The organism is Stenotrophomonas sp. YAU14A_MKIMI4_1, assembly GCF_003086855.1.
Taxonomy (GTDB): Bacteria; Pseudomonadota; Gammaproteobacteria; order Xanthomonadales; family Xanthomonadaceae; genus Stenotrophomonas.
On the sequence record NZ_CP025998.1, the window covers coordinates 3,062,444 to 3,075,517 of the forward strand.

The 13,074-nt window shown below is 63.8% G+C and carries 8 protein-coding genes; 6 read left to right on the forward strand and 2 right to left on the reverse strand.

What is annotated here, in order from left to right; genetic code table 11:
• The first annotated feature begins 68 nt into the window (after nucleotides 1-68).
• Genes C1931_RS14120 through C1931_RS20435 form a run of 3 tightly spaced genes read left to right on the forward strand, consistent with a single transcriptional unit; the run spans nucleotide 69 to nucleotide 1,342 of the window.
• Nucleotides 69-740, forward strand: a complete 672-nt coding sequence (locus C1931_RS14120) for a dienelactone hydrolase family protein (RefSeq protein ID WP_108756803.1) — start codon at nucleotides 69-71, stop codon at nucleotides 738-740.
• Entirely contained in the window at nucleotides 737-1,159 is a 423-nt protein-coding gene (locus C1931_RS14125) for an HIT family protein (protein ID WP_108756804.1), read from the forward strand. The genes C1931_RS14120 and C1931_RS14125 overlap by 4 nt, the downstream gene beginning before the upstream one ends.
• Nucleotides 1,160-1,174: 15 nt before the next feature.
• The gene (locus C1931_RS20435; protein WP_005410498.1) at nucleotides 1,175-1,342 is read left to right on the forward strand and encodes a DUF5668 domain-containing protein; all 168 of its coding nucleotides are present in this window, start codon (nucleotides 1,175-1,177) and stop codon (nucleotides 1,340-1,342) included.
• A gap of 84 nt (nucleotides 1,343-1,426) precedes the next feature.
• On the opposite strand, the gene dcd is transcribed toward C1931_RS20435, so the two are convergent.
• Nucleotides 1,427-1,999 carry a dCTP deaminase gene (gene dcd / locus C1931_RS14130; RefSeq protein ID WP_108750257.1) on the reverse strand — a complete coding sequence of 191 codons (573 nt, stop codon included), beginning with the start codon at nucleotides 1,997-1,999 and terminating at the stop codon, nucleotides 1,427-1,429.
• 377 nt (nucleotides 2,000-2,376) lie between these two features.
• Here dcd and C1931_RS14135 point away from each other — a divergent pair, with 377 nt between their 5' ends.
• Complete coding sequence (locus C1931_RS14135) at nucleotides 2,377-5,424, forward strand: TonB-dependent receptor (protein ID WP_108756805.1); 3,048 nt, start codon at nucleotides 2,377-2,379, stop codon at nucleotides 5,422-5,424.
• Between the two features lie 78 nt (nucleotides 5,425-5,502).
• Here C1931_RS14135 and apbC read toward each other — a convergent pair whose 3' ends face one another.
• The gene (gene apbC, locus C1931_RS14140; RefSeq protein ID WP_108756806.1) at nucleotides 5,503-6,357 is read right to left on the reverse strand and encodes an iron-sulfur cluster carrier protein ApbC; all 855 of its coding nucleotides are present in this window, start codon (nucleotides 6,355-6,357) and stop codon (nucleotides 5,503-5,505) included.
• Between the two features lie 357 nt (nucleotides 6,358-6,714).
• Here apbC and C1931_RS14145 point away from each other — a divergent pair, with 357 nt between their 5' ends.
• Together C1931_RS14145 and C1931_RS14150 are read left to right on the forward strand one after the other, a co-directional pair.
• Nucleotides 6,715-9,519 (forward strand): TonB-dependent receptor, encoded by a 2,805-nt coding sequence (locus C1931_RS14145; protein ID WP_108756807.1) that lies wholly within the window; start codon nucleotides 6,715-6,717, stop codon nucleotides 9,517-9,519.
• A 411-nt stretch (nucleotides 9,520-9,930) separates the two neighbouring features.
• On the forward strand, nucleotides 9,931-12,942 hold the full coding sequence (locus C1931_RS14150) for a TonB-dependent receptor (RefSeq protein ID WP_234412916.1): 3,012 nt from the start codon (nucleotides 9,931-9,933) through the stop codon (nucleotides 12,940-12,942).
• Nucleotides 12,943-13,074 lie beyond the last annotated feature (132 nt).

Consider the following 13,074-nt stretch of genomic DNA (forward strand, 5'->3'; position numbering starts at 1 on the left):
GCTGACGCGCCGCTAACCCGGCCAGCACCGACAATGCAGGCCTGTCCCCTGCAACGAGGTTCCCGACGATGTCCGAATGGATCACCCTGGATACGCACCACGGCCCGGTTCGCGCCTGGCAGGCCCTGCCCGACGGCAAGCCCCGCGCCGGCCTGGTGGTGGTGCAGGAGATCTTCGGCGCCAACCCGCATATCCGCAGCGTGGCCGAACGCTTCGCCGCCGAGGGCTATGCGGTGCTGGCGCCGTCGTTCTTCGATCTGGTCGATGGCGCCGAGGCCGACACCGATGCCCTGCCCTACACCGCCGAAGGCGTGAAGGACGGGCTGGAACGGGTGAACACCCTGGGCATGGAAAAGGCCCTGGAAGTGGTGCGCGCCGCTGCCACCCGGCTGGCCCCCTACGGCAAGGTCGGCACCGTCGGCTACTGCTGGGGCGGCAGCGTGGCCCTGCTGGCGGCCATGCGCCTGGGCCTGCCCTCGGTGAGCTACTACGGCGGCCGCAACGTGCACTATCTGGACGAAACGCCCAAGGCCCCGGTGATCTTCCACTTCGGCGCGCAGGACAAGAGCATTCCGCCGGAGGCGGTGCAGGCCCACCGCGAAAAGCTGCCGCAGATGCCCACTTACGTCTATCCGGCCGACCACGCCTTCAACCGCGACGTCGGACATGCGTATGATCCAGACAGCGCCACCCTGGCGCTGCAACGCACCCTGGACTTCTTCACGGAGCATCTTGGATGAGCGAGTTCGAACTGGATACACGCCTGGCCACCGACAGCGTGCTGGTCGCCGAAGGCCCGTTGTCGCAAGTGCGGTTGATGAACGATGAACGCTTCCCCTGGTTGGTGCTGGTACCGCGCCTGGCCGGGGTGACCGAGTGGATCGAGCTGGACGGCGAGCAGCAGGACAAGCTGCGCACCGAACTCAACCGCGCCTGCAAGGCCCTGAAGGGCTCGGACGGGGTGGAGAAGATCAACATCGGCGCGCTGGGCAACATCGTGCGCCAGCTGCATTTCCATGTGATCGGCCGCCACGACGGTGATCCGGCCTGGCCTGGCCCGGTCTGGGGCAGCGGCCCGGCCCACCGCTACGACCCGGCGGCACTGGACCAGCATGTCGCCTACTGGAAGGAACGGCTAGGATATCCGGCCTACTCCTGAGACAGTGCCGACCCGATGCGATTCAACCTCGTCGCCGCCATCCTGCTGATCCTGATCGGCCTGTTCATGCTTGCCAGCAACCTGGGCTGGACGCATCTGAACCTGTCCAAGCTGCTGCTGACCTGGTGGCCGGTGGCACTGGTGGGCGTGGGCATCGCCATGCTGTTCGGGCGCGGCAAGTAAGGTAGCGCCGGGCCATGCCCGGCGAATGAACCACGCGGCCCATACGAAAACGCCGGGCATGGCCCGGCGCTACCGATATCTTGATCAGGTACGCGGCAGGGTCACGCCGGTCTGGCCCTGGTACTTGCCACCACGGTCCTTGTAGGACGTCTCGCAGACGTCATCGGCAGCGGCCTGGAAGAACAGCATCTGCGCCACGCCTTCGTTGGCATAGATGCGCGCCGGCAGCGGCGTGGTGTTGCTGAATTCCAGGGTCACGTGCCCTTCCCATTCCGGCTCCAGCGGGGTCACGTTGACGATGATGCCGCAGCGCGCGTAGGTGCTCTTGCCCAGGCACACCACCAGGGTGTCGCGCGGAATGCGGAAGTACTCGACGGTGCGCGCCAGCGCGAAGCTGTTGGGCGGAATGATGCACTCATCGCCAACGATGTCCACGAAGCTGCCCGGGTCGAAGTGCTTGGGATCGACGATGGTGGAGTTGATGTTGGTGAACACCTTGAACTCGCGCGAGCAGCGCACGTCGTAGCCGTAGCTGGACGTACCGTAGCTGACGATGCGCTCGCCGTTGGCCTGCTTCACCTGCCCGGCCTCGAAGGGCTCGATCATGCCGTGCTGCTCGGACATGCGGCGGATCCAACGGTCACTCTTGATGCTCATGCTTTGTCCTGGTTGATCGAGAAATTCGGGACGCCACCCGAGGCGGCGATTCTACAGCCCGCCTCCGCATGGCGGCCACGGCGGGCGCGCGCCGCGAACGACGCTTAACAAGTGATACTTATTCTCCCATATATTTTCACTTAGCACGAATATGTCGTGTTCGCCAGTACCGCAAGGCCATTCGATACATTTCGTTGCAAATTGAAATCACCTGTATTTTCAACGTGTTGCACAGGTATTTCCGGACCCTGGCGTGCTGCACTGCCGCAGCAATGTTGCGTGAAGAAGACGTGCTCGTTACGTTTCCATTCAGCCTGAACAAGCCGTTCAGGCAACTCAACGCGGTATTCGTCCCCGCTCTCCAGCCAAGGAACACGATGACTGTGAACAACAAACGGCGCAGCCTGAAGCGCACCGCCCTGGCGGTAATGCTCAGCGCACTGGCCGGCACCAGCTACGCACAGAGCACCTCCGGCGACATCATCGGCAGCGTCACCGCAGCCGACAAGGTGCAGGTGAAAAGCCTGTCCTCCGGCGCCACCCGCGAAGTGAACGTCAGCGCCGATGGGCGCTTCCGCGTCTCACAGCTGCCCACCGGCACCTACGAGGTCACCACGGTCAGCAACGGCACGCCCACCGCCACCACCCGCGTGACCGTGGTTGCCGGCCAGTCGTCGGTCACCACTTTCGCCAGCACCAACGGCAGTGCGGCCACCTCGCTGGATACGGTGAACGTGCGCGCCCTGGGCGCGGCCAACACCATCGACCTGGGCAGCGTTGAATCGCGCACCACGTTCACCGCCGACAAGCTCAACTCGCTGCCGGTGGCGCGTGACATCACCAGCATCTCGCTGCTCACCCCCGGCACCGTCGCGGCCAGTGGCTACTTCGGTCCGGCCTCGTTCGGCGGCGCCTCGGCGGCGGAAAACAGCTACTACGTCAACGGCTTCAACGTCACCAATCTGTACGACAGCCTGTCGTTCTCCGAGGTGCCGTACCAGGCCATCGACCAGCTGGACGTGCAGACCGGCGGCTACGGCGCGCAGTACGGCTTCTCCACCGGCGGCGTGACCAGCGTCAACGTCAAGCGCGGCACCAACGAGTGGAAGGGCGGCTTCAGCTGGACCGGCGCACCGGATTCGCTGCGCGAGAACGAGCCGGACACCTACTACAACGACGGCTCGATCTTCCGCTCCTACGATCGCAACAGCAGCAGTTCCAACGTCTACAGCGTGTGGGCCGGTGGCCCGCTGATCGAAGACAAGCTGTTCGTGTTCGCCATGGGCCAGTTCAGCAATTCCAAGACCGGCAGCTACAGCAACCGCGGCTCGCAGTACACGACCAACGGCCGACCGCCCACCGCCGCAGCGTTGTCCACCACCGCCTACGACTACGAGTCCAAGACCCCGTACTGGCTGTTGAAGCTGGACTGGTACCTGAACGAAAGCAACCACCTGGAATACACCGGCTTCGACAACAGCCGCCGCTACAACTACGACTACTACAACGCCGCCTACGACGATGCCAGCAGCGGCGGCGAGCCGGCCAAGACCAGCTACCTGGGCGAACTGGTGGGCAAGACCGGCGGCCAGACCGACGTGTTCAAGTGGACCAGCTACCTGACCGACAACCTGACCGCCTCGGTCCAGTACGGGCAGATGCGCAACCGCAGTTCGGAGCACACGATCAGCCCCGATGGCGTGATGGGCACCTACAACGGTGACATCAACAGCCCCGAAGGCAGCTGCCCCTACGTACTGGACTACCGTACCGAGACCGGCGGCACCGGCCGTCGCATCGGCTGCGCCGTGGCCAGCACGGTTGGCATCTTCGGTGGCAGCAACGAACGCAAGGGCACCCGCCTGGACTTCGACTGGCAGCTGGGCGACCACAAGATCGGCTTCGGTTACAGCGACGAGAAGTGGACCTCGGTGCAGGGCACCTCGTACTCGGGCGGCGCGTTGTGGTACCTGGAAGACGACTACGCCGAGCGGGTGAACTTCCGCAACGGTGGTTCGATCAAGATCAAGCAGCAGTCGTGGTACCTGCAGGACAACTGGCAGATCACGCCGAACTTCATGCTGTACGCGGGCATCCGCAACGATTCGTTCGACAACAAGAACTCCGACGGCATTTCCTTCGTCAAGCAGGATGACATCTGGCAGCCGCGTGCCGGCTTCTCGTGGGACATCCTGGGCGATGGCCGCAGCAAGCTCTTTGCCTCGGTCGGCCGCTACTCGCTGCCCATCGCGGCCAACGTGGCACTGCGCGCGGCCAGCGCGTCCTACTACCTGGACGAATACTTCACCTATAGCGGCATCAACCCGAATGGCTCGCCGATCATCACCGGCAGCTACGAGGACGGCGCCTACGACGCGGTGATCAATGGCGAAAGCGGTGCGACCCCGGATCCGCGTGCGGTGGCCTCGCGCGGCCTGAAGCCGTACACCCAGGATGAAGTGATCCTGGGCTACCAGCAGCAGATCAGCTCGTCGATCGATTTCCTGAACGACTGGACCGTGGGCATCAAGGCCACCTACCGTCGTATCAACAACGTGATCGATGACACCTGCGATTCGCGTTCGCTGTACAACGCGGCGGTGGCGGCGGGCTACGACCTGTCCAACTGGTCCGATCCTTGGACCGTGCCCGAAGGCCTGCCGGGCTGCTGGATCTACAACCCGGGCAGCGATCTGAACGTCACCCTGGACGTGGACGGCGACGGCAACGCAGACGACATCACGGTGCCGGGTGCAACCCTGGGCCCGAAGGCCAAGCGCAGCTACAAGGCGGTGACCCTCAGCGCCGACAAGCAGACCGAGCGCTGGTACGCCAGCCTGTCCTATACCTGGTCGAAGCTGGAAGGCAACTACGAGGGCCTGGTCAAGAGCACCAACGGCCAGGACGACACCGGCACGACCTCGGACTTCGACTTCGCCGAGATCATGTACGGCGCCAACGGCTATCTGTTCAACGACCATCGCCACAGCTTCAAGCTGTACGGCGGCTTCAAGTTCACCGATGAGTGGTCGGTGGGCGTGAACGTGCTGGCCCAGTCCGGCGCGCCCAAGAGCTGCCTGGGCGGCGGCTGGGGCAGCTTCGACACCGAGTACGGCTATAACGGCGTATTCCACACCTGCGAACAGGGCACCGACGAGATCGCCAAGGTCGGCAGCGCGGGCCGCACGCCGTGGCAGTTCACCGTCAGCCCGAACATCACCTACACGCCCAACTGGCTGGAAGGCCTGAGCATGCAGGTGTCGGTGCTCAATGCATTCAACAACATCAAGCCGGTGCAGGTGTACGAAACCAAGTACGGTCGCCCGAGCTCGGCACCGACCATCCGTACCTACTACAACTACAACACCCCGAAGTACTTCAACGACCCGCGCTACGTGCGCTTCCAGGTGCAGTACGACTGGTAAGCCGTATCCCAGGCGTTGAACCTACGGAACCGCCGGCCTTGCGCCGGCGGTTCTTTTTCTGCGCGAAGACCTGCAGGTTTACAGCAGCGAAGACAGGATCGGAATGGAACCGCGCGGGCGCTTGCCCACTTCCTCGATCAGCCGCTGCGCGGCCTGGCGGTAGGCCTGGGCGGTGGCCGAATCGGGCTGTGCGGCGGTGATCGGCGTACCGGCATCGCCCTGTTCGCGGATATCGATCTGCAACGGTAGCGAGCCCAGCAGCGGCACGCCGTACTGCGCGGCCATGCGCTCGCCGCCGCCTTCACCGAACAGGTGCTCCACATGCCCACAGTTGCTGCAGGTGTGCACGGCCATGTTCTCGACCACGCCCAGCACCGGCACCTCGACCTTCTCGAACATCTTCAGTGCCTTCTTCGCATCCAGCGTGGCGATGTCCTGCGGGGTGGTGACGATCACCGCACCGGCCAGCGGAATCTTCTGCACCAGGGTCAGCTGGATGTCGCCGGTGCCCGGCGGCAGGTCGATCAGCAGGTAATCCAGGTCATCCCACAGCGTGTCTTCGAACAGCTGGGTGAGCGCTGCAGTGGCACGCGGCGCGCGCATGATCAGCGGCGTCTCGTCTTCCACCAGGTAGCCGATGGACATGGTGTCCACGCCGAACGCGCGCATCGGTTCGATGCTCTTGTTGTCCGGGCTTTCCGGGCGACCGGACAGGCCCAGCATGGCCGGCACGCTGGGGCCATAGATATCGGCATCGAGCACGCCCACGCGTGCGCCCAGCTGCTGCAGCGCCACGGCCAGGTTCACCGAGGTGGTGGACTTGCCCACCCCGCCCTTGCCAGAGCCCACCGCGATCACGTTGCGGATGCGCGCATGCGGGGTCAGGCCCTTCTGGACCTGGCTGGCATGGGGACGGCGGGTCGGACTGTTCACTGCGGACTCCGAAGAGATCTGAATTGAGAGCCAGCCATCATACAAGCTGGGCCGGACCCGGCTCCCTGGCGGCGGCGACCGCACGCTTGGCTACATACGCAAGCCATTGAACAATAAGCCTTTTATTGAAGCCGCAACACAGTATTGCGCACCGCAACAAACTGACACACTTCCAAATAATCCGCTTAGTCATTGATTGATAAAACGTTTTCAAGACGCCGCTGCCGAACAGCTGTGACAGGCACGTGTGGAGCTTGTTAAAGCCGTGTTACGGTCCAGATGAATGGAATGCAACTGAACACACCTTAAAGCCGTCATGGATGACACCGCCTTGATCTGTTTCGATGGGGATCCTTCATGCACAGCCACCGCAATGCGTTTTCGCGTCACCCACTGACTCTCGCCCTGATCGGCACCCTGCTGGCCAGCGGCGCCGCCGCGGCGCAGGACGGCGCCACCACCCAGCTGGACCGCGTGACGGTTACCGGCTCGCTGATTCCGCAGACCGAGATCGAGAACCACACCCCGGTCCTGACGGTCACTGCCGAAGACATCCAGACCCGCGGCTTCACCAGCGTGGCCGATGTGCTGCAGCAGTCCTCGCTGTCCACCGGCGGCCTGCAGGGCGGCCAGACCTCGGCCTCGTTCACCCAGGGCGCTGAAGCGGCTGGCATGTTCGGCCTCAGCCCGGGCTACACCAAGTACCTGATCAACGGCCGCCCGATGCTTTCGTATCCGGCGCTGTACAACGGCAGCGATACGTTCAACAACATCAGCGGCATCCCGATCGACATCGTCGAGCGCATCGAGATCCTGCCGGGCGGCCAGTCCTCGCTGTACGGTTCGGACGCCATCGCCGGCGTGGTCAACATCATCCTGAAGGAGCGCATGGACGGCGGCACGGTGAGCGTGCGCGGCGGTGCCTACAGCGAAGGCGGCGGCAACAGCTTCCGCTTCAGCGCGGCGCGCGGCTTCAATTCCAAGGATGACCGCTTCAACGCGCTGGTGAACGTGCAGTACGAAAAGACCAGCCCGATCTGGGGTTACCAGCGTGACCTGACCAAGGTCAACAACCCCGACGGTTACAGCCCGCAGTACGTGTCCAACGATTTCCTGGTGCTGCTGCCGGCCAACGGCAACCGCTACGCGATGATGGACCCGGACCTGTGCGCCGACGTGGCGGGCCAGTTCGGTGGCACCACCGTGCTGGGCACCCGCCCCACCGGCCAGGCCTGCGGCTCGGTCTACGGCACCGGCTACAAGACCATCAAGAACGGCAAGGAAAGCGGGCAGATCTACAGCTCGGCCACCTTCGATGTGACTGACAACTTCCAGCTGTTCGGCGACGCGCTGTACAGCCTGGAAGAAGTGAAGTACGCCACCGGCTCGAATTACACCTGGTGGGGCACGTCCTCCGGCTGGGGTCGCTTCTACGACCAGGACAGCGGCCAGTACATGAACCTGCAGCGCGTGTTCGCGCCGGAGGACATCGGCGGCGCCGGCTACCGCGACATCATGAACACCGACCGCAACAAGGCCTACCAGGTCACCCTGGGCGGCCGTGGCACGGCGGGCAACTGGGATTACAGCGCCAGCTTCACCCGTGGCGAGTACAAGTTGACCGAGCGCAACTTCGTGCGCTGGGCCGACCCGATCAACGACTACTTCGAAAACCGTGTGCTGGGTCCGGTGCTGGGCACCACCAGCACGGGCTACAACATCTACAGCCCGGACTGGGATGCGTTCTACTCGCCGCTGCCGTCGGGTGATTTCCAGAGTTTCACCGGCTACACCTACAGCCAGAGCCGCACCTGGCAGAACCTGCTGCGCGCGCAGGTCACCAACGGCTCGCTGTTCAGCCTGCCCGGCGGTGATGCCGGCTTCGCGGTGGTGGTGGAAGGCGGCAGCGAAGGTTGGGATTACACCCCCGATGCCCGCCTGGTCGATGGCAGCGTGTGGGGCACCACGGCGGTGTCCGGCGCCGGCCACCGCAGCAACTACGCGGTGACCAGCGAACTGCGCCTGCCGCTGCTCGACTCGCTCACCGTGACCGGCTCTGGCCGCTATGACGCCTTCAAGATCGGTGGCAACACCATCGACAAGGCCACCTACAGCGTGGGCCTGGAATTCCGTCCGATCGAAAGCCTGCTGTTCCGCGGCAAGTACGGCACCGCCTTCCGCGCGCCGACCCTGTCCGACGCCTTCCAGGGCGAGAGCGGCTACTACGCCAACGGTTCGACCGACTACTACCGCTGCGGCCAGCTGGGCTTCAACCCGGTTGACACCACCGGCTGCCCGTACGACAGCGTGTCGGTGTTCGGCACCCAGTCCGGCAACCCGGACCTGGAACCGATCACCGCCGACGTCTGGAACGCGGGCGTGGTCTGGGCACCGATCAACAACCTGTCGGTGTCGCTGGACTACTACAACTGGAAGATCGAGAACGAGGTCAACACCCTCAGCTCCGACCAGTTGCTGCTGGCTGAGTACTACTGCCGCAACGGCCAGACCAACAACACCTCGGCCAGCTGCCAGAACGTGAGCGACTGGATCACCCGCGATGCCTCGGGCGTACTGGACGAGATCTACACGCCGAAGATGAACGTCGCCCGTCAGAACCTGCAGGCACTGACGGCCAGCTTCAAGTACGTGCAGGACGTGGGTCGCTTCGGCTCGCTGCAGTTCTCGGGCAACTACACCAACATGCTCAAGCGCGAACTGCAGCCGCAGCCGGGCGACGAGTACCTGGACCTGCTGCGTGACCCGTACGCGATGTGGGTCTACGATTCCTACGCCAAGGTGCGCGCCGATGGCTCGATCGCCTGGGCCAAGGACAAGTGGACCACCACCCTGTATGCCAACTACATCGGCAAGACGCCGAACTACATGGCCTACGCGGGCAACGGCTACGACTACGTGCACAGCTCGGGCTACAAGGCCGGCAAGTGGGGTTCGTACACCACCTACAACCTGAGCGTGAACTACCGCGCGATGGACAACCTGACCCTGTCGCTGATGGTCAACAACGTGTTCAACAAGCTGCCTGACAACCAGCGCTTCAGCTACGCCGGCACCAGCGGCCAGCCGTACAACAACTACCTGTACAGCGCCTACGGGCGTGCGATCTACGTGCAGGCCAAGTACGACTTCGGCGCGAAGTAAGCCACACCCACAACGCGTTGACTGGAGACCCCGCCTCGGCGGGGTCTTTTTTTTGCCTGACGCCAGGGCCATCGGAGCGCAGGACCGGTTGTGCTGCGCATTGTTAAGCGAAGACCCCCATTCATCTAAAACTCAGGCCGCCAGAAGTTGCAAAGGAAACTGAGACTAAGACGCTGTATTTGTTGCAGTTTTGTGTATCGAACCGACTGATTTAGCAAACTCTTGTGACACAACCGTACATTTCCCGTTAAGACCGTGTTAGGTTCCGGTGACGTCAGGATGACGCATGAACATTTGCAGAACGTCGGCAGGGAAGTCCGGCGTTTCACACTTCTTAGGGGGATTCACTTGATGACGCACCATCGCTTGCCCGGTCGCCACCCGCTGACCAATGCACTGCTGGCCGGCCTGATGTTCGCCGCCGCCGCACCCGTCCTGGCACAGGAAGCCGCCCCGGGTGCCAACCCGGTTGATCTGGATCGCATCAGCGTGACCGGCTCGCGTATCGCGCGCACCGGCTTCGTCACCCCCTCTCCGGTGACGGCCATCACTGCCGAAGAAATCCGCACCACCGGCGCGCTGAACATCGGCGACCTGATGAACAAGATGCCGCAGTTGACCCCGAGCTACTCGCTGGGCAACTCCACGCGCTTCATCGGCACCGCCGGCCTGGGCCTGATGGACCTGCGTGGCATGGGCCCGTCGCGCACCCTGGTGCTGGTCAATGGCCGCCGCCATGTTGGCGCCAGCCCGGGCTCGACCTCGGTCGACGTCAACACCATTCCGGTGGAATGGATCGAGCGCGTGGAAGTCATCACCGGTGGCGCCTCGGCCGTGTACGGCGCCGACGCCGTGGCCGGCGTGGTCAACTTCATCATGAAGAAGTCGTTCGACGGCTACGAATTCCGTGGCCAGACCGGCAAGGCTGACGAAGGCAGCTTCGACCGCCGCTTCGCCAGCTTCTCCGCTGGCAAGCCGTTTGCCGATGGCCGTGGTAACGCCGCCATCGCAATGGAATACAGCGACCAGGGCCGCTTTGGCCGTGGTGATCGTGAAATCGGCCGCCGCTACCAGGTCTCGGTACCGAACCCGAACTTCGATCCGAGCCAGCCGCCGAGCGAGCGCAATCCGCAGACGGTCCTGGCCAGCCCGGGTGGTAACCATTCCACGTCCTACGGCGGCACCATGGACCTGGGCCAGATCACCATCTCGCCCACCGGCACCCGCTCGATCGCCTTCAACCGCAACAGCCGCTACCTGTTCAACGATGACGGCACGTTCCGCCGCAACCGTTACGACGGCACCATCGTCAGCACCAGCAGCTGCGTGGACTGCGACTTCGCCGACCTGAACGCCGTGGCCGACCTGCAGCCGTCGTTCGACCGTTTCAGCTTCAACACCATCGTCAACTTCGATCTGAATGACGATCACCGCTTCTTCTTCGAAGGCAAGTACACCAAGACCGAGTCGGAGTTCTATGGCCAGCCGGCCTTCGACACCGGCCTGCGCATCCGTCGCGACAACGCCTACATCTCCAACGAGCTGGGCGCCGTGCTCGATGCGCGCACCGTGCGCGTGCAGAACCGCGATGGAACCAGCACCGTGCGTGCCGTTTCGCGCGACCCGAATGCCGCCGAAAGCAACCTGGTCATGAACCGTTTCAACGTCGACGCAGGTCGTCGCGGTGAACAGATCGAGCGCCAGACCAGCCGCGTGGTGTTCGGCCTGGAAGGCAACCTGGGCGAGGACTGGACCTACGAGACCTCGGCCAACTTCGGCCAGACCACCATCGACCGCATCAACGTGAACAACCGCATCAACGAGCGTTGGCATGCGGGCATGGACGTGACCCGTGATGCCAGCGGCAACCTCGTCTGCCGCGCATCGCTGGACCCGAATGCGATCAACCCGAACACCGGGCAGCGCTACAACCAGGCCCTGATCGCTGGCTGCGTGCCGTTCAGCGTGTTCGGCAACGGTGCGATCTCGCAGGAAGCAGCTGATTGGTTCAACACCCGTTCGCTGAACCAGTCCAAGCTGAAGCAGCAGGTGTTCAGTGCCTCGGTGGCCAACAACTCGCTGTTCTCGCTGCCGGCCGGTGACGTCGGCTTCGCCGGCGGCGTCGAGTACCGCAAGGAACAGAGCCAGGAAAACACCGACGCGCTGTCCGCGCTGGGCCTGACCTTCCTCAACGCCATCCCCAGCCGTGGTGGTGAGTACAGCGTGCGCGAAGTGTTCGCTGAAACCTCGATCCCGCTGCTGGCTGACATCCCGCTGATCCGCCGCCTGAACCTGGACCTGGCCGGCCGTTGGTCGGACTACACCTCGGTGGGCGACACCAAGACCTGGAACGTCGGCCTGGACTGGGAAGTGCTGACCTCGCTGCGTATCCGCGGTACCTACGCCAGCGCGGTGCGCGCACCGAGCATCGGTGAGCTGTACAACCCGCAGTCGCAGAACTTCGCCGCCATCTCCGATCCCTGCAACACGCTGTCGACCAACGCCAACCGTCCGGCGACCGCCAAGGATCCGAGCCTGCGTGCCGCCAACTGCGCCGCGCTGGGCATTCCGAACAACTGGGTGGACACCTACAGCGCGAACCGCCCGGGCGTGAGCGGTGGTAACCCGAACCTGAAGCCGGAAGAAGCCAAGACCCTGTCGCTGGGCTTTGTCTGGCAGCCGGAATTCCTGCCGGGCTTCGGCATGTCGATGGACTACTGGCGCATCACCCTGACCGACGCGATCGGTTCGGTCAGTGCCCAGACCCTGGCCACCCGCTGCGTGGATTCGCCGGGGGGCGTGCAGAACAACCCGTTCTGCGATGCGATCAAGCGCGCACCGGTCGGTGGCTACACCTCGCCCACCGGCACCCCGTTCCCGGAGTACAGCATCTACAACTGGACCGCTATTTCCGAGAACCTGGCCAAGTCGCGTCGCGTCGGCGTCGATCTGGAAATGGACTACCGCTTCGATCTGCTGGGTGGCTTCACCACCCTGCGCCTGGTCGGTACCCGTCTGATCCAGTCGCGTGAATGGGCGTTCCAGTCGTTCCCGGACGAGTTCACCGAATACGTGACCTACTACACCGATCCGCGCTGGCGCGGTCAGTTCAGCACCACCTACAAGCGTGGTGACTGGCGCGCGTCGTGGGACATGACCTACGTTGACGGCAACCTGCGCGTGACCCCGGACAGCTACAACTCCAACCCGGGTTCGCAGAGCCCGATCCGCAACCCGTCGTACCTGTACCACAACATGCAGGTTGGCTATAAGTTCCCGGGCTCGGGCATCGACGTCTACCTGGGCGTGGACAACGTGTTCGACAAGGATCCGCCGGTCAACTACTTCGGTGCTGACGCCGGTGCTGCGCTGTACGACAGCATTGGTCGCTACATGTACCTGGGCGTGACCTACAAGTTCTGATAGCGCTTCAGGCAGTACCCGGAAAGGGCGGCGCAAGCCGCCCTTTCCTTTTCCGTATCTGGCGGTCCGGCCAACGGCTGGGGGGTTTGCAATCGGCCATGACCTTCGACACCCTTGCAGGCCGGGCCGCAG